The sequence below is a fragment of the Nonomuraea sp. LPB2021202275-12-8 genome (assembly GCF_037044575.1).
Lineage (GTDB): Bacteria > Actinomycetota > Actinomycetes > Streptosporangiales > Streptosporangiaceae > Nonomuraea.
In genome coordinates this window covers 20,251-35,617 of sequence record NZ_JBAHWD010000049.1, presented here as the reverse complement: position 1 = coordinate 35,617, position 15,367 = coordinate 20,251, and the positions used below count along the sequence as shown (strand labels likewise).

General features: G+C 71.9%; 18 protein-coding genes. 9 read left to right on the top strand and 9 right to left on the bottom strand.

The genetic code is table 11. The features are described 5' to 3' along the window. Positions 1-37: 37 nt before the first annotated feature. The 4 genes from V5E28_RS45035 to V5E28_RS45020 are packed head-to-tail and all read left to right on the top strand — an operon-like array spanning position 38 to position 5,095. Positions 38-553: a hypothetical protein gene (locus V5E28_RS45035; RefSeq protein ID WP_336216355.1), complete on the top strand. Its 516-nt coding sequence runs from the start codon at positions 38-40 to the stop codon at positions 551-553. Then, positions 550-2,121 carry a hypothetical protein gene (locus V5E28_RS45030; protein ID WP_336216354.1) on the top strand — a complete coding sequence of 524 codons (1,572 nt, stop codon included), beginning with the start codon at positions 550-552 and terminating at the stop codon, positions 2,119-2,121. Before V5E28_RS45035 ends, V5E28_RS45030 begins: the two co-directional genes overlap by 4 nt. Beyond that, positions 2,118-3,086 carry a polyprenyl synthetase family protein gene (locus V5E28_RS45025; RefSeq protein WP_336216352.1) on the top strand — a complete coding sequence of 323 codons (969 nt, stop codon included), beginning with the start codon at positions 2,118-2,120 and terminating at the stop codon, positions 3,084-3,086. The genes V5E28_RS45030 and V5E28_RS45025 overlap by 4 nt, the downstream gene beginning before the upstream one ends. Next, positions 3,083-5,095 carry an FAD-dependent oxidoreductase gene (locus tag V5E28_RS45020; RefSeq protein ID WP_336216351.1) on the top strand — a complete coding sequence of 671 codons (2,013 nt, stop codon included), beginning with the start codon at positions 3,083-3,085 and terminating at the stop codon, positions 5,093-5,095. Before V5E28_RS45025 ends, V5E28_RS45020 begins: the two co-directional genes overlap by 4 nt. Here the strand turns inward: V5E28_RS45020 and V5E28_RS45015 are convergent. The 7 genes from V5E28_RS45015 to V5E28_RS44985 form a co-directional block, all read right to left on the bottom strand. Then, positions 5,089-5,604 carry a hypothetical protein gene (locus tag V5E28_RS45015; RefSeq protein WP_336216350.1) on the bottom strand — a complete coding sequence of 172 codons (516 nt, stop codon included), beginning with the start codon at positions 5,602-5,604 and terminating at the stop codon, positions 5,089-5,091. The two genes, V5E28_RS45020 and V5E28_RS45015, sit on opposite strands and share 7 nt — an antisense overlap. A 31-nt stretch (positions 5,605-5,635) precedes the next feature. Further along, positions 5,636-6,166: a MauE/DoxX family redox-associated membrane protein gene (locus V5E28_RS45010; RefSeq protein WP_336216348.1), complete on the bottom strand. Its 531-nt coding sequence runs from the start codon at positions 6,164-6,166 to the stop codon at positions 5,636-5,638. Beyond that, on the bottom strand, positions 6,167-6,649 hold the full coding sequence (locus V5E28_RS45005; RefSeq protein WP_336216347.1) for a hypothetical protein: 483 nt from the start codon (positions 6,647-6,649) through the stop codon (positions 6,167-6,169). It lies immediately after the preceding gene. A 72-nt stretch (positions 6,650-6,721) separates the two neighbouring features. Next, positions 6,722-6,880 (bottom strand): hypothetical protein, encoded by a 159-nt coding sequence (locus tag V5E28_RS45000; RefSeq protein WP_336216345.1) that lies wholly within the window; start codon positions 6,878-6,880, stop codon positions 6,722-6,724. Between the two features lie 7 nt (positions 6,881-6,887). Then, positions 6,888-7,385 carry a hypothetical protein gene (locus V5E28_RS44995; RefSeq protein WP_336216344.1) on the bottom strand — a complete coding sequence of 166 codons (498 nt, stop codon included), beginning with the start codon at positions 7,383-7,385 and terminating at the stop codon, positions 6,888-6,890. Then, a complete protein-coding gene (locus tag V5E28_RS44990) occupies positions 7,382-7,888 on the bottom strand; it encodes a hypothetical protein (protein ID WP_336216343.1) in 507 nt (168 codons plus the stop codon). The genes V5E28_RS44995 and V5E28_RS44990 overlap by 4 nt, the downstream gene beginning before the upstream one ends. Positions 7,889-7,892: 4 nt before the next feature. After that, the gene (locus tag V5E28_RS44985; RefSeq protein WP_336216341.1) at positions 7,893-8,564 is read right to left on the bottom strand and encodes a hypothetical protein; all 672 of its coding nucleotides are present in this window, start codon (positions 8,562-8,564) and stop codon (positions 7,893-7,895) included. Between the two features lie 292 nt (positions 8,565-8,856). On the opposite strand from V5E28_RS44985, the gene V5E28_RS44980 reads away from it, so the two are divergent. Together V5E28_RS44980 and V5E28_RS44975 are read left to right on the top strand one after the other, a co-directional pair. Further along, positions 8,857-9,033, top strand: a complete 177-nt coding sequence (locus tag V5E28_RS44980; RefSeq protein WP_336216339.1) for a hypothetical protein — start codon at positions 8,857-8,859, stop codon at positions 9,031-9,033. A gap of 85 nt (positions 9,034-9,118) precedes the next feature. Continuing rightward, positions 9,119-10,105, top strand: coding sequence for an NAD-dependent epimerase/dehydratase family protein (locus tag V5E28_RS44975; RefSeq protein ID WP_336216338.1), 987 nt, complete (start codon positions 9,119-9,121; stop codon positions 10,103-10,105). 2 nt (positions 10,106-10,107) lie between these two features. On the opposite strand, the gene V5E28_RS44970 is transcribed toward V5E28_RS44975, so the two are convergent. Beyond that, the gene (locus V5E28_RS44970) at positions 10,108-10,767 is read right to left on the bottom strand and encodes a response regulator transcription factor (protein WP_336216336.1); all 660 of its coding nucleotides are present in this window, start codon (positions 10,765-10,767) and stop codon (positions 10,108-10,110) included. Next, a complete protein-coding gene (locus V5E28_RS44965) occupies positions 10,764-11,957 on the bottom strand; it encodes a sensor histidine kinase (RefSeq protein WP_336216333.1) in 1,194 nt (397 codons plus the stop codon). The genes V5E28_RS44970 and V5E28_RS44965 overlap by 4 nt, the downstream gene beginning before the upstream one ends. A gap of 110 nt (positions 11,958-12,067) precedes the next feature. Here V5E28_RS44965 and V5E28_RS44960 point away from each other — a divergent pair, with 110 nt between their 5' ends. From V5E28_RS44960 to V5E28_RS44950, 3 genes are read left to right on the top strand one after another with little or no spacing between them, the layout of a single operon-like run. Next, positions 12,068-12,985, top strand: a complete 918-nt coding sequence (locus tag V5E28_RS44960) for an ATP-binding cassette domain-containing protein (protein WP_336216332.1) — start codon at positions 12,068-12,070, stop codon at positions 12,983-12,985. Further along, positions 12,982-14,508 carry an ABC transporter permease subunit gene (locus V5E28_RS44955; RefSeq protein ID WP_336216331.1) on the top strand — a complete coding sequence of 509 codons (1,527 nt, stop codon included), beginning with the start codon at positions 12,982-12,984 and terminating at the stop codon, positions 14,506-14,508. Before V5E28_RS44960 ends, V5E28_RS44955 begins: the two co-directional genes overlap by 4 nt. Then, positions 14,505-15,269, top strand: a complete 765-nt coding sequence (locus V5E28_RS44950) for an ABC transporter permease (RefSeq protein WP_336216330.1) — start codon at positions 14,505-14,507, stop codon at positions 15,267-15,269. The genes V5E28_RS44955 and V5E28_RS44950 overlap by 4 nt, the downstream gene beginning before the upstream one ends. Positions 15,270-15,367: the final 98 nt, after the last annotated feature.

Genomic DNA, 15,367 nt, shown 5'->3' with positions numbered 1-15,367 from the left:
CCAACCCCCTCGACCGGCCCCTGTGACACGGCGGGCCATGCTCCGCGCGTCGGGCGCGGCAGGCTCCACCCTGATCATCGGCATGGCCCTGCCCGCGTCCGCCGCCGCCGCCGAGGCGCTGTCGCCCCAGCAGCGGGAGATGGTGCTGCAGGTGGCCAAGGCCGGAGCGAGTTACCCGATCGAGGTCCCGAGCTTCGGCGAGCGCGGCACGGCGGGCAGCCGTGTCACCGCCTCCCGGCTGCGGAACGCCGAGGTCAGGCTGCAACCGGCCCGGCTGGCGACGGTTCGCACCGGGGCGGACCTGCTGATCTCCCAGGGACTCCTGGCCGTGCCACGTCCGGCGCTGCTCGCGGGCATCGGCCGGGCCGCCGCCACCGCGGCGCCCGCTGAGCGGCAGGCCCTGATCGCGGTGGCCGCCCTGGGCGCGGCCACCGTCTCCCGCCACCTCGACCCCGCCTCCGACAGCCCCGCGACCGTGTGGATCGGCGGACTGGCTCACCTGCACGACCGCGGCATGCAGCCCAGCGCCCTGCGGCCCTTGGAGACACGATGAAGTTCAACCAGGACACCGAGGTCCGGCTGCACCGGGGCAAGCGGAAGATCCTCGACAGTTTCGGCGCCGATCCCAACGTCACCGGGGCCGGCATCGGCTTCCGCCGCCGCGACGGGCAGTGGACCGATGAGCCCGTGGTCGTGGTCCTGGTCGCCAAGAAGCGCCCAGAGGCGCTCGTGTCCAACCGCCGCCTGCTGCCGAGAACCGTCGAGGTGGACGGGAGCCTCTGCGAGATCGACGTGATCGAGGCCGGCCCGTTCCGCATGGACCGCGTCACCGATCCCGCGCGGGAGGTGACGTCGGCGGTCGTGGAAGGGGTCAAGGGACGCATGCGGCCGCCCCGGCCGGGCTGCAGCATCTCCAACCCCCTGGACGGCGATGCCGCGGGGACGCTCGGGCTGTTCGTCCTCGACAAGACGGACGGCACGGTGTGTCTGCTGTCCAACAACCACGTGATGGCCCGCATGGGGAAGGGCGTCAAAGGCGAGAAGATCATCCAGCCGGGGATCGCCGACGGCGGGACGGTGGCGAAGGACACCATCGCCACGCTGAAGCGCTGGGTTCCCATCACCACGGCCGGGACGAAGATCGACGCCGCCATCGCCCAGCTCGTCGACCAGATGAACCTGTCCCTGCAGCCCGCTCTCGACCGCATGCCACCGCTGGGGGTCAAGCACCCGGCCGTCGGCATCTTCACCGGCGGTGACGACCACGGGACCGGCGTGATCACCAGGATGGACCTCGCGCTCACCGCTCTCAACGTGGTGCCCGCCGTTTCCGCCCCGGACGGCAGGGTGGTGGCCGCTCCTCCTGAGGCGGTGAAGACCCCCGAGCCGTTCATGAACATCGAGAAGGTGGGCAGGACCTCGGGCTACACCTCCAGCATGATCACCGCCATCGGCGTCGAGTCGGTCATCTTGACCCCCCTCGGGATGGTCCTCTACTCCGATCTCGCCCTCACCGATCGCTTCGGCCTCGCCGGCGACTCGGGGTCGGCGGTGTTCCACGGCGGCGACGGCGACACGCTGGTCGAGCCCGAGAATCAGAGTTCGTGTCCGCTCCTCGGGAGCGTCGGGAGTTATTACGGCCTGCCGCTGACCGGGGACAACGACCTCGCGGACGACCTCCGGGACAACTTCCTCGCCCAGAGCCTGCTCGGCAGGCTCCTGATCCGCATCCCCTACATCAACCAGCAGTCGGTGATCGACCGCCTGGAGGGAAAGCATGCCTCGGGGTCGGAGCTCTCCTACGCCTCGCAGTACTACGAGAAGTACCACGACTTCATGGCCACGGTCCTGGCCGACCCGAACTCGACCGCCGTCGTCACGCAGGAGAACCTCGACGACGCGGCCTTCGTCATCTACGGCCTGGCCCAGTCGGTGCTGACGCCGCCGGAGGCCCAGCTCGCCTACACCCTCCTTCAGAACGCGCTGCTGCCCACCCTGGGCATGAACCGCCGACAGGTCCTGGACTACATGAACGGCCACGACCTGTACCGGCTCGTCTACGACGAGATCGCCAAGGTGCCCACCATCGAGACGAACGGCCCCATCGAACTACCGCGATGACGACCACTGTCAGTGATCCCGTACCACCCGGTGCGGTGCCCGATCTCACCTCCCAGGTGACCGACCGGCTCCTCCGGCTGGCCGATGGCCTGCCGGAGCCGGTCCGGGCTCCGGTGCGCACGCTCGTCGCCGGGCCGGGCAAGTTCGTCCGGCCGCGGCTGCTGGCCGCCGGCGCGGGCTTCGGTACGGCCGACCCCGGCCGGCTGGTACGCCTGGGCGCCCTGGTGGAGCTGATCCACCTGGCCTCGCTCCTGCATGACGACGTCATCGACGAGGCGGAGACCCGCCGGGGAGCGCCGGCCGCGCACACGGCCGTCGGCACCGAACAGGCCATGCTCGCCGGGCTGGCCTGCTTCGCGCTGGTGGGCACGGAGGCCGCCGACCTCGGAGAGGGCGTCGCCGGGGCCGTGAGCACGGCCGTCGCCAGGCTCGCCTACGGAGAGCTGCTCGACGTCGAGCGTGCCTTCGACACCGCCTTCCCCATGCCCGCCTATCTGGAGCTCGTGCAGAGCAAGACCGCCGAGCTGTTCCGGCTCTGCTGCCTGCTCGGCGCCGCGGAGGTCCGGTCCGACCCGGGGGTGGCGGACGCGCTCGTCCGGTTCGGCGCGGCGCTCGGCGTCACGTTCCAGATCCTCGACGACTGCCTGGACCTGCGCCCGAACCACTCGGGCAAGCCGGTCGGCACCGATCACGCGCTGGGCCTGTTCGGCGCCCCCACCCTGTACGCGCTGCGAGCCGACAGCGGCGGAGAACTCGCCACGCTGCTGCTGTCGCCGTCGTTCGGCACCCGCGACATGCCTGAGGTCTACTCCCTCGTCGAGGCCCGTGGCGGGCTGGAGGCCGCGGCGCGGCTGGCCGCCGACTGGCACGACCAGGCGCTCGCCGCCCTGGACGAGCTGCCCGCCGGCGGGCCCCGCGACCACTTGGCCGCGCTCGCCGCCTCGCTTCTTCCGGCCCGCTCGTGACTGCGCTCGCAGCCGACGTGCTGATCGTCGGCGCGGGACCGGCCGGCGCGATCACCGCCGCCGAGCTGGCCCGGCACGGCCTGCGCGTCGTGCTCGCCGGAGAGGAGGCCGGGGAGGTGGACTACGAAGTCGTGCTCAGCGGCGCGGCCATGCGCGGCCTGGCATCCCTCGGCGCGCTGGAGGAGGTCGCCGCCCGCGTCGTCGACACCGTCGAGCTGCGGTTGGGGCAGGGCGGCGGACATGTGCTGCCCGAGGCCGTGAACGCCGCGTGCGACCGGCGCCGCCTGGTCGACGGACTCCGCCGGATCGCCATCGCGGCCGGAGCGACCTGGCTGCCGGGCACGGTAACGGATCCGGAACGGCGGGAAGGCGCCTGGCAAGCCTCCACCGGCGACACCACCGTTTCGGCACGCCACCTCGTGGTCGCGACCGGGGCTCCTTCAGACGGAACGCCACACGCCGCCGGCCTGCTGTGCGCGCAACCGTACAGCGGGGTGAACCTGACCGCGTCGATCGTGCTGGCCCTGCCCGCGCCGCGCACCATCGACCCGGCCGAGCGGCCGACGTGCGTGTGGGCGGTGCCGGGAGCCCGGGAGGGCACCTGCACGATCGGCGCCTCCAGGCTCGGCGCCGCCGACCCCGACGAACTCCTCGAAACCGCCCGGGCCGTCCTCGCCGAGGGGGATGAGCGCTTCGCCGGGGCCGCCCCCGCCGGTCCGCCGGTCACCGGAGTCCTCAACAGCGGTTTCGCCCCCGAGCACAGCGTCCTCGACGGGCGGCTCCTGGTCGGCGACGCGGCCGGACTGGTCAACCCCTTCACCGGCGAAGGGCTCAGCTACGCCGTGCAGAGCGCCTTGCTGGCCGCCCGCGCCATCGCCGCCCATCCGGACGACCCGGACGCGGCCGGCCGAGCGTACACGCGCCGGTTGTCCGCGACGTTCGTCGGATACTTCGAGACGGTGACGCACGCCGCCCGCCGCTACCATCTGGCCTGGCGGGTCCTCGTGGCCACGGCCGACGACGAGCGGCCCGTCTCGGCCAAGGTCCGGCGGGCCGTGCTGACGCCGGACGGGTTCTCCGGGCTGACGGCCGCCGACCTGATGCCGCTGCCCGCCCCTGACGTGGCGCTCCTCGGACCGTTCCTGCTCGCCTGCGACGAGGTCGCCGTCAACACCGTCCGCAGGGAGTGGCCGTTCATCGCTCGCCTGCTGATCGCCGGAGAGCACTCCCCGCACCAGCGGCTGCGCCCCGCCGCGCCGTTCTTCGCCGCCCTGCTGGCCGGCGGAAGGCCGCCCGACCCCGCCTTCGCCACCCTCGCCGCCGCGATCGAGCTCGCCACTCTCGGGGCGCTGGCCTTCCTCGGCCCGATGCCCCCGCGTGCGGCGCCGGGCAGGAGGGTGGACTGGGCCGTCGCCAGCACCGTGCTGGCCGGTGACTTCCTCCTCGCGCAGGCATCACGGCTGGTGGCGGCCTCGGCTCCGGAGGTGTCGTGGTCTTTCGCGGACTGGCTGGGCGAGCTCGCCGCGCTCCGGGCCACCAGGATCGACCCGGCCGGGCGGTCGCGGGCCGGGGAGGTGTTCGCCGCGTTGATGGAGTTCCCCTCCCGCATCGGGGCGCAGCTCGGCGGAGCATCACCCGAGACCGTCCGCGCGCTGCGGGACTTCGGCAACCACAGCGGACATGCCTTCCTGCACGCCGAAGAGGTCCTGGCGGTGCGCGGCGAGCGGACCCGGCTGGACGTCACACTGCCCGCCATGCTCACCGGGCGGCTCTCGGCCATCCCCGACATGCTGCCGGAGATCACCGGCGACCTCCTCGCCGGTGCCCCCGGCGCCCGATCGGCGGCCCTGGACCTGGCCGTGACCGCCTGCCGTGACGCCCATCGGGCGGCCCTGGGCGCCCTTCAGAACGTCGCGCACCCGGTGTCCGCGCGCATCCTGGAGAGCTTCGTCGCGACCGTGTGCGCCCCCAGCGCACCACCGTCGCCACCGTCGCCACCGTCTCAGTGATGCGGGCGACCGATTGCGTCCAGGTGGGTGCGGGCGGTCTCCGCGAACAGTTGGAGCTGCGTGTGGGAGGCGGTGCCGCCGAGCACGACGAACCTGTCCTTCGACATCGTGGCCACCTCCACCTCGCCGTCGTGGCGTGCGACGTTCTTGGGCCCGGGCACCGAGTCGACGCTGCCGATGGCGCCGCATTCCGCATAGAAGAACTTGAACGCCTCCATGGCGTCCACCCCGCTCACCACGACCTGCGTCGTCGTGGTCCCATCTGTCGCCGTGAAGGAGCGCCACCGGGTCGCGGCCTCCATCGGCGCGATGACCCGCTTTCCGCAGGGCACCAGGCCCGCGTCCAGGTCGCGCCAGGTTCCGTGCCCGGTGGCCGCGACCGTCCACGTGCGGCCGTCGTTCAGCTGGCCCGGCTCCAGGAGGAGCGAGGCGGGGCCGGCCCGCTCCGGCGCCGCTGTGCCACAGGCGGCGTAGAGCAGCGCCATGAGCGTCACGATCGTGCGGTTCATGTCTGGTCCTCCGGGGCGCCCGTCATCCTGATTACCGCCCGCCGGCCGCGGAGGTTCCCCGAAGATCGGCCACCTTCCCGGCGGTGATCAGGACCCCCGCCACGAAGGCGCCCAGCCCGCAGGCGAGCAGCCGGGCGCCCGGCTCGGCAGGTACGGGCGGCCAGCCTGCGACGAGCGGTGCCGTCGCCAGAGCCAGCAGTACGGCACGGCCGACCTTCGCGGCCGAGGCCGGACTGGTCTCGTCCAGGCATCCGCACGGCACCCCGCCCCTGCGCCGCAGCAGCACAGCCAGATAGGCGGCCAGCGCCAGATACCAGAGCGCCACGGCCGCGGCGGCGAACCGCAGCAGCCGGGCTTCTCCGGCCAGCCAACCGGCCAGCACGGCGGCGCCTGCCAAACCCTCGGCGGGGGCGGCCAGCGGCGCGAGCCGTACCAGGTAGGCGGGAAGCAGATCGTGTGCCCTGATCACCGAGGTCAGGTCGCCGCGGCGCACCGCGGCGACCACCAGCAGCACGGCGCCCGCGAGGGCGAAGCTGGCGGGCAGCATGTCGAAGACGGTCATCTATGTCCAAAGGAGCGCAAGCGACAGCAGGAACCCGGTGGCGCACAGGCGTCCCACCCATGCCGTCGAGGCCAGCAACTTCGTGTCCCACTGGCGCGGGGCGCCACTGAGCGCGCGGGAGAGAGGCATGAGCGTCCGGCCCACGCCGAAGCCCAGCCCAGCCAGCAGGCCGGGGCCGAGTCCTCCGGCCAGCACGATGACCAGGACGAGCAGCTGCGGCAGCGCGGTCGGGGTGAAGGTCCGTACACCCGTGCCCATCTCGAAGCCGAACTGCAGCGGCCCGGAGAAGCCGGCGCGAGGGATGACGTCCTGCGGCACGAGCCGGCGGTTCTGTGGCAGCGACAGCGGCCGCCCAGCCAGTTCGAAGACCATGATGACGGCGGTGATCGAGGCGAGCGTCCACAGACGCGCCACTTCAGGGATGATCGAGGCCAGTCCGCCGAGCGCCCCCGTGATGAGCCCGGCCAGGAGCGCGCCGAGCATGAGTCCGATGCTGAACACCGGCAACTTGCCTCGCCAGACCGACGAGGTCAGCAGGTCCGCTGAGTTGAGGCTTCAAACGGAGCCGGACAGCGAGAACCCGGCGGTCACCCCCATCAGCGTCCAGGCCAGCAGGGTGAACGACGGGGTCCACAGATGGTGGGCGGCCACCACCAGGGCCGTGCTCAGCATGATGCCGAGCGCGACCCGGGTGGCGGCGAAAGAGTCGCTCATCGGGTGATCAGGGGTTGGACCAGGAGCAGATGTAGAAGGTGGTACCGCCGCAGGTGGCGACGTGTCCGTCGGCGCAGCGGTAACGGGTGCCGCTGTGCGTCCAGCGCCAGGCGTTCCGGTCGGTCAGGCTGCCGGCGCCGCACGCCTTGATCGCGTAGCTGTTGTAGCAGGTGCCGGAGGAACGCAGGAACCAGCCGTCGCCGCCGCAGTAGCTCCTGGAGTAAGGGGCGCCGATGCAGATCTTGGTGTTGTTGTTGTAACCGGTGGAGCTGTCATAGCCGGCGCAGTTGGTGTATTCGTTGCCCACGACCGCGTGGGCGCTGTTGTTCCTGCCGGGCAGGGCGGACAGCACGTTCAGGGCCAGGGCGCCACCCAGCACGCCCATGGTCTTGAAGACGGTTCGGCGGGAGGGAGCCGTCCACGTCGGGCGGCGGCGCTCGCCGCTGTCCGGCTCGTCTTCCACGGAGGGCACCTCGGCCCAGTAGCGGTCCACATCGACTGTCATGCGTTTGACCTCTCTGAGGGGCTGACGGCGAGGTAGGCGTCGAGGTCGTCGTCGGAACCGACGACCCGGCGCCATTCCTCCGTACCGTCGGCGGAGTACCTGATCAGCGACGGGGTCGCGCCGACGGCGAGGGTGCCGACCAGGGCGGCGTCGATGACGGGCAGGACGTGGCTGTCCGCCGCCCATTCGGCGCAACGGTCGGCGGAGGCCAGCAGCACGGCGTGCCAGGGCAGACCGGCTTCGGCCACGGCGGAGAGGTGCTGGGCACGCTCCCGGCAGTTGGGGCAGTGCTCGGACACGACCAGGACGAAGGTGGGCAGGCCGTCGTCGGAACCGAACCTGGCCACCGTCCTGACGGCCGGTGCCGCCGGTGCGGCCGCCTGCGCGGTGAGCAGCTTGCCCTGCAGCTCGCGGACCATGTTCAGCAGTGAAGCGAAGGCGAAGAGCAGCAGCACCGTCCCCAGGAAGGACAGAACCGCCAGCGAGTCAAGGAACGCCCTCATCGCGCTAGCTCAGCCTGCATGAGATGGACTCCACGACGCTGATGAAGCGCGCGTCGTCCGGGCGGGCGGCGACGACGGTGGTCGCGGCGGTGTCGTTGACCATGAAGGCCGAGCGGGTCTGCACGGCGCCGGCCTCGTTCCGCTCGTCGACGCGCCACATCGAGCCGCCGCGCACGCGCTTGCCGGTGGAGCGCGGGATCGCCTCCGAGGCGTCCGCGATCGGCTTGACCTGGACGTTGCAGACCTGGTCGATGGTGTTGACCGCAAGCAGGTTGCCGAGCGTCAGGTTCGATCCCGCCCGGGGCAACATGGTCAGCCCCTCCGGCGTGTCCCGAATGTCGAACTTGGCCAAGATGTCCATGAAGTTTTCGAACGGGACACCCGTGCCGTTGAAGAAGGTGGCGACCTCGTTGTGCGGTCCCACCCACACCATGTTGGTCCCGCCGTTCTCCGGGTCCTCGAGCGACAGCATCCGGCCGCCGTTCCACTGCGCCTCACGCACGGTGTAGCGGGGCCAGTCGCCCAGCTGCTTGGCGACGAGCTCGGCGGACCCGGCCGGGGTGACCTGGAAGCGGATGCCGCCGGTGGGGCCGTGCGCCCAGATGAGATAGGCCCAGCCGCCGATGAAGGGCTGTGGGGTGTCGACGGTGAGACTCTGTCCGTTGGGTGCACGCACTTGCATTTCGTTGCCTTCCGCGAGGGGGGAGAAGGGCATGCCGAGTGGAGCCCGGGCGCGGGCTTTGCGCTGCGAGGGAGAGGCGTAGGTGCCGGACGCGGTCGCCAGGCACACCAAGATCGATCGGAATATCTCATGTGATCCACAGACGGTCAAGATCTTGCTCAAGTCGCAGATCGGGCCTCATACTCTCCGCAGCGGGCGCATCGGTCACAGGCGAATCCGTCGCCTCGGCACGCGGCTGGGCGTCGCCCTGATGCGGGGGGTCCCGTGTGAGCCGGCGCTATCTGCGATGGCGGTCGCGCTTGACTGGGTGTTCATCGCGCTCTCGTACGTCATGGTTGTCGGCTGCGCGGGCTGGGAGGGAAGGCTTCCGTGGCTGCTGTGGCGGCTGCTGCCGGTGTTCGGTTACGGGAGCGCCGTGGTGCTGCTGATCGCGGGACTACGGGCCCGTCGGCGGACGGCGTAGGCATCGGGTCCGCTGTCAGCGAATGGGCTCCGCTGTGAGTGAATCCGTCTGGGCGCCCGTGGTACGCGGGTGCTTGGGTGTCGGCATGGAGATCTTGGTTCTGGGCGGGACGGCATGGGTGGGCCGGGAGGTGTCGCGGCAGGCGCTTGAGCGCGGTCACCGGGTGACGTGCCTCGCTCGCGGCGAGAGTGGAGAGGTCGCGGACGGAGCGACGCTGGTGGCCGCCGACCGGCGCGATCCTTCGGCGTACGCACCACTGCTCGACCGCGACTGGGACGCGGTCGTCGAGGTGTCGTGGCAGCCGGGCTTCGTTCGTGAGGCGCTCGACGCGCTGGGCGGCAGGGCCGGGCACTGGACCTATGTCTCCTCCGTCAACGCCTACGCCTCCCATGCCACCCCGGACGCGGACGAGTCCGCGGCCCTGCTCGCTCCGACCGACAGGAGCGAGGTCGACCACGAGCTGTACGGCGAGGCGAAGGTCGCCTGCGAGCAGGCTTCGACGGCTGTCGTGGGGGACCGCCTCCTCATCGCGCGCGCCGGTCTCATCGGCGGTCCGGGCGATGACAGTGGACGTTCCGGCTACTGGGTGGCCCGTGCCGCACGTGATCCGCAGGGGCCGATGCTGGTTCCCGATGCGCCGGCCAGGTCGACCCAGGCAGTCGACGTGCGGGACCTCAGCGCCTGGCTGCTCGACACCGCGGAGACCGGGGGCGTCGGCACCTACGACGCTGTCGGTCCGGCCGTGCCGCTCGGGGAGTGGATCGAGCTGTCCCGCGCCGTCGGCGGGCACACCGGTCCGGTGGTCACCGCCGACTCGGCATGGCTGCTCGCCAACGGCGTGGCCGAGTACATGGGGGCCGAGTCGCTGCCGATGTGGCTGGTCGAGCCGGGCTGGGAGGGCTGGTCGGCCCGCAACGGGGGTGCGGCGCGCGGCGCGGGGCTCCGTCACCGGCCCCGGGCGGAGCTGCTGACCGACACGCTGCTCTGGGAGCGCGAGCAGGGGCTGGACCGGGCAAGACGCGCGGGCCTCAGCGCCCGGCGCGAGCGTGAGCTGCTCGACGCTCTCGGCTGAGGCTAGCCGGTGATGCGGTAGCCGATGCCGGGGGTGGTGGTGATGATGTCGGGGGCGCCGAGCTTGCGGCGTAGCCGGCTGATGGTGACGGTGACCGTGTTGGTGAGAGGGTCGGCGTACTCGTCCCAGACCTGTTCGAGGAGGTCCTCCGTGCTGAGGAAGGCGGGGGTGGCACGCAGGAGGGCTTCGAGGAGGGCGAATTCCTTGACCGACAGGTTGAGGTGACGGTTGTCGCGGGTGGCGACGCGGCGTACGGGGTCGAGTTCGATGCCTGCCGCGCGCAGGGTGCGCGGGCGGGCGGCGGGCTGCCTGCGGGCCAGGGCGTGGATGCGCAGGATGAGCTCGGGGAAGTGGAAGGGCTTGGCGAGGTAGTCGTCGGCGCCCAGGGCCAGGCCGCTGACCCGGTCGCCGGGCGTGCCGGCCGCGGTCAGCATCAGGACCATCACCCGGTGGTCGCGTTCGGTGATCATCCGGCAGAGGGTGTCGCCGTGGATTCCCGGCACGTCTCGGTCGAGCACGACCACGTCGTACGGATTGAGGTCGAGCTTGGCCGCGGCCTCCAGGCCGTCGTGCGCCACGTCCACGGCCATGCCCTGGTCGCGCAGGCCTTCGGCCAGGACGGCGGCCAGGGAGCGCGCGTCCTCCACCACCAGCACCCTCACACCGGCATCCTCTCCTGAGAGGCCGCCAGGGGAAGCGAGACGGCGACCCGGAGGCCGCCCTCCGGCCGGGCATCCAGGTCCAGGCTGCCGCCGTGGGCGGTGGCGATGGCGGCGACGATCGACAGTCCCAGCCCGGAGCCGGTGTCGGAGCCGGTCCGGTCCGCGCCGAGCCGTTGGAACGGCCGGCCCAGCCGCGCGACCTTCGCCTGGTCGAGAACACCCCCGCCGGTCTCCACGACGAGCAGCGCCGTCTCGGCGTCGGCCGTGGCGGTGATCCGGATCCAGCCGCGGTCGTGGTTGTGGACGATCGCGTTGTCGATCACGTTGTCGACCATCCGGGAGAGCAATGTCCCGCTTCCCCGCGTCCGGGCGTCGTCGCGGAGGTCGCCGTCGTGGACGGTGAGGTGCTTGCCGGCGATGTCGGCGGCTCTGGCGTCCAGGGCGGCCGACGCCAGCCGGCCGAGCGAGACCGTCCGCCGGTCGACCAGGGCGCCGTGCTGGGCACGGGCGAGCGCAAGGAAGCCCTCCAGGAGCCGGTCGATCTGGTCGAGCTCGGTGCGGAGCCGGTCGGCCAGGGCGACGGTCTGCGCCGGCACGGGGTCCGGTTTGGCGATGGCCACGTCCAGGGAGGCGCGCATGGTCGCCAGCGGGGTGCGCAGCTCGTGGGAGGCGTCGGCGATGAACCGGCGCTGCGCGGCGAAGGAGCCCGCCAGGCGTTCCAGCAGGTCGTCGATGGTGTCGGCGAGGTCCTTCACCTCGTCGGCGGGGCCCGGCACGGCCAGTCGCTCGTGCAGGTTGTCGGCGGAGATCCGGCGGGTCGCCACGGTGATCGTCCGCAGCGGGCGCAGCACCCGTCCCGCCATGACGCGGCCCAGGAGGGGGGAGAGCACGGCCACGATGGCGAGCGCGACCGCGGAGCCGATGAGGAACTGGCGTGACTGGGCCGCCTGCGCCTCCACCAGCTGGGCACGGAGCCCGGCGATGAGCTCCTGAGCGACCTGCGGCCGCATCGGCGGGTTCGGCGGGTTCCCCAGAGGCACGCTCTCGGTGACCCGTGTCCCGCTCATGCCGATGAGGTTGGTGATGATCAGCAGCCCGACCGCGGACGCGAGGAGCATGCCGCCGTACAGGACGGTGAAGCGCCACCGTACGGTGCGGATCGATGGCGCACGGCGTCGCGGCATCCTCATGGTTCCTCTCCCCGGTCCCTACTGGCCTCCAGGATGCCGTGCCGGACCTAACAGCGATGTGACAGCCTCCGTTCGGCCCGTGTTAGAGCCGTGTCCGTACAACCGGACGCATGCAAGCAACCATCGAAGTGTCCGGACTGCGCAAGCGGTTCGGCCGGACCCTGGCGCTGGACGGCATGTCCTTCACCGTCGAGCCGGGACGGGTCACCGGGTTCGTCGGGCCCAACGGCTCGGGGAAGTCCACCACCATGCGGGTGATCCTCGGCCTGGACGCGGCCGACGAGGGTCATGCGCTCGTCGGCGGGCGGTCGTACACCAGTCTGCGCACCCCTCTGTGCCACGTCGGCGCGCTGCTGGACGCGGCCGCGCTGCAGCCGAGCCGCAGCGCGCGCAACCATCTGCTGTGGCTGGCCCACTCCCAGGGCCTGGGCGCCGGGCGGGTGGACGAGGTGATCGAGCAGGTCGGGCTGTCGTCGGTGGCCCGCCGGAAGGCGGGCGGCTTCTCGCTCGGCATGCGTCAGCGGCTGGGGATCGCCGCGGCGCTGCTCGGCGACCCCGCGGTGCTCATGCTGGACGAGCCGGTCAACGGGCTCGACCCGGAGGGCATCGTGTGGATCCGCGGCTTCCTGCGCTCGCTGGCCGCCGAAGGACGCGCCGTGCTGGTCTCCAGCCATCTCATGAGCGAGCTGCAGGACGTCGCCGACCATCTCGTGGTGGTCGGCCGCGGCAGGGTGATCGCCGACACCAGCGTGGCGGCCATGCTCGCCGCCGCCTCGGGCGACCGGGTGACGCTGCACACGACGGCACGGGAGCGCGCGACGTCGGTGCTGACCCCCGCCGGCGCCGCCGTCACCGTCACCGAGCGCGACACGCTCATCGTCTCGGGGCTGCCGGCCGAGCGCGTCGTGGCCCTGCTCAGCGCCGCCGCGGTGCCGTTCTCCGAAGTGGCGGCCCACCGCGCGACGCTGGAGGAGGCGTACCTCGACATCACCAGGGACGCGGTCGAATTCCGCGGGGCGGCGCGATGAGCCGGGCCCGGCTGCTGCGTGCCGAGTGGACCAAGTTCAGGACGGTACGCGGCTGGGTGATCGCCATGGTGGCGGGAGCGCTGGTCATCGTGCTGCTCGGCCTGTCGTCCGCCTCAGGCAGCCATACCTCGTGCAGTGCCGGTCCCGTCGAGACCGCCTGTCCCGCGATTCCCGTGGGGCCGGGCGGCGAAGCCGTGGAGGACAGGCTCTACTTCGTGCACCGGTCGCTGGCCGGGAACGGGGCCATCACCGCCCGGATCACCTCCATGACCGGCCAGATCCGCAAGCCCGACGTCACCCCCGGGGTCCGGAACGTCGTCGCGGGGCTCGTGCCGTGGGCGAAGGCCGGCGTCATGGTCAAGCAGAGCACGAAGCAGGGGTCGGCCTACGCGGCGGTGATGGTCACCGGCGCGCACGGCGTGCGGATGCAGCACGACTTCACCCACGATGCGGCCGGTCGGCCGGGCGGCGTGTCGAAGGACTTCCCGCGCTGGCTGCGGCTGACCCGCTCCGGTGACACCCTCACCGGGTACGAGTCCGCCGACGGCACGAACTGGGCCAAGGTCGGCACCGCTCACCTTTCCGGGCTGCCGGCGACGGTGGAGATCGGGCTGTTCGCCGCTTCGCCGGGAGATCTGACGGTGACGCGGGCAGATCTCGGCGGGTCCATCGCGGCCGTGCGCTTCACCGAGGCCACAGCCGTCTTCGACCGCGTCGGCCTGGAAGGCGAGACGTCCGGCGGCCCCTGGCGCAACGACGACATAGGTGTGACGAAAGGGCCCGACGGGACCTTCCACCACCCGGGGCGCGCCAACGAGTCCGGCGGCACGTTCAGCGTCACCGGGGTCGGCGACATCGCGCCGTCCACCGACGGTCAGAGCATCGAGCGCACTCTCACGGGTGTGTTGGTCGGATTGGTCGTGCTGATCGTGGTGGCGGTCATGTTCGTCACCGCTGAATACCGGCGTGGGCTCATCCGCACCACTCTGATCGCCTCACCGAGCCGCGGGTGGATGCTGACGGCCAAGGCCCTCACGATCGCCGCGGTCACCTTCGTCGCCGGACTCGCCGCCAGCGTGCCCACGGTCACGTTCGGTGTCCGGATCCTGCGCGCCAACGGCAATCACGTCCTTCCGGTGTCCTGGCTCACCGAGGTGCGTGTCATCGCCGGCACGGCGGCGCTGCTCGCCCTCGCCGCGGTGCTCGCCGTCGCCCTCGGAGCCCTGTTCCGGCGCGGCGTCTGGGCGGTCATCACCGCCGTCGCGATGATCGTGGTCCCGTACGTCCTCGCGACGACCTCCGTCCTGCCCGAGACCGCGGCGCAATGGCTGCTGCGCGTCACCCCGGCCGCCGGATTCGCGATCCAGCAGAGCATTCCCGAGTACGCCCACGTGCTCGGCCACTACGCGCCGGTCGCCGGTTACCACCCGCTGGCGCCGTGGGCGGGCTTCGCCGTGCTGGCCGGATACGCCGCGCTCGCCCTGGGCCTGGCCGTTCTCCAGTTGCGCCGGAGGGACGCGTGAAACCGTATCTGCACGCGGAATGGACGAAGCTGCGCACGCTGCCGGGCACGGGCGGGCTCTTGCTCGCCCTCGTCGCGCTGACCGTCGCGGTGAGCGTCGCGGCAGCCGCCCTCGTGTCGTGCGCATCGGCCGGCTGCGGCTACGACCCCGCCAGGATCAGCCTCTTCGGCGTCCAGGCGGGCCAGGCCGTCGTCGCCGTCCTGGCCGTGCTGGCGATCAGCGGTGAGTTCGGCACCGGCATGATCCGCACCACCCTGACGGCGATGCCCGGACGGATCACCGTTCTGGCCGCCAAGGCCGTCGTCCTCACCGGGCTGACGCTGGCCGCGGGGGGCGTCGCCGTGCTCGGCTCCGCGCTGGCCGGGCGGCGCATCCTGCTGGACAACGGCTTCACCCCCGAGACGCTGGCCCTCACCGGCGGGCCGATGCTGCGCGCCGCCGCCGGCTCGGTGCTCTACCTCGCGCTGATCGCCCTGCTCAGCCTGGGCATCGCCGCCGCCGTGCGGGACTCCGCGACCGCCGTCGGGGTCGTGCTCGGTCTGCTCTATCTCTTCCCGGCCGTCATCCTCATGACTCCCGACGCGGACCTCGCCAGGTTCCTGTGGCAGATCTCTCCGATGAACGCCGGGCTCGCCATCCAGGCGACCACCCAGCTGTCCGGCCTGCCCCTCAGCCCATGGGCCGGCCTGGGCGTGCTGGCCGCATGGGCCACCGCGGCACTCCTGGGCGGCGGGCTGCTGCTGCGGGCACGCGCCGCATGAGGAGTTTTCCGTAAGTTGTCACGAAATCTGGCTATCTCTGTGATAAGGCAGGTCGTACACGCTCTCGTGCGACGCCTCGGGGCGGCGACGTCGGCGCG

What these genes read in the sequence shown, in the direction of transcription:
- V5E28_RS45035 (WP_336216355.1), top strand. Translation starts at nt 38, where the DNA reads ATGCTCCGCGCGTCGGGCGCGGCAGGCTCCACCCTGATCATCGGCATG.
- V5E28_RS45030 (WP_336216354.1), top strand. Translation starts at nt 550, where the DNA reads ATGAAGTTCAACCAGGACACCGAGGTCCGGCTGCACCGGGGCAAGCGG.
- V5E28_RS45025 (WP_336216352.1), top strand. Translation starts at nt 2,118, where the DNA reads ATGACGACCACTGTCAGTGATCCCGTACCACCCGGTGCGGTGCCCGAT.
- V5E28_RS45015 (WP_336216350.1), bottom strand. Translation starts at nt 5,604, where the DNA reads ATGAACCGCACGATCGTGACGCTCATGGCGCTGCTCTACGCCGCCTGT.
- V5E28_RS45010 (WP_336216348.1), bottom strand. Translation starts at nt 6,166, where the DNA reads ATGACCGTCTTCGACATGCTGCCCGCCAGCTTCGCCCTCGCGGGCGCC.
- V5E28_RS45005 (WP_336216347.1), bottom strand. Translation starts at nt 6,649, where the DNA reads ATGCTCGGCGCGCTCCTGGCCGGGCTCATCACGGGGGCGCTCGGCGGA.
- V5E28_RS45000 (WP_336216345.1), bottom strand. Translation starts at nt 6,880, where the DNA reads ATGAGCGACTCTTTCGCCGCCACCCGGGTCGCGCTCGGCATCATGCTG.
- V5E28_RS44995 (WP_336216344.1), bottom strand. Translation starts at nt 7,385, where the DNA reads ATGACAGTCGATGTGGACCGCTACTGGGCCGAGGTGCCCTCCGTGGAA.
- V5E28_RS44990 (WP_336216343.1), bottom strand. Translation starts at nt 7,888, where the DNA reads ATGAGGGCGTTCCTTGACTCGCTGGCGGTTCTGTCCTTCCTGGGGACG.
- V5E28_RS44980 (WP_336216339.1), top strand. Translation starts at nt 8,857, where the DNA reads ATGGCGGTCGCGCTTGACTGGGTGTTCATCGCGCTCTCGTACGTCATG.
- V5E28_RS44975 (WP_336216338.1), top strand. Translation starts at nt 9,119, where the DNA reads ATGGAGATCTTGGTTCTGGGCGGGACGGCATGGGTGGGCCGGGAGGTG.
- V5E28_RS44965 (WP_336216333.1), bottom strand. Translation starts at nt 11,957, where the DNA reads ATGAGGATGCCGCGACGCCGTGCGCCATCGATCCGCACCGTACGGTGG.
- V5E28_RS44960 (WP_336216332.1), top strand. Translation starts at nt 12,068, where the DNA reads ATGCAAGCAACCATCGAAGTGTCCGGACTGCGCAAGCGGTTCGGCCGG.
- V5E28_RS44955 (WP_336216331.1), top strand. Translation starts at nt 12,982, where the DNA reads ATGAGCCGGGCCCGGCTGCTGCGTGCCGAGTGGACCAAGTTCAGGACG.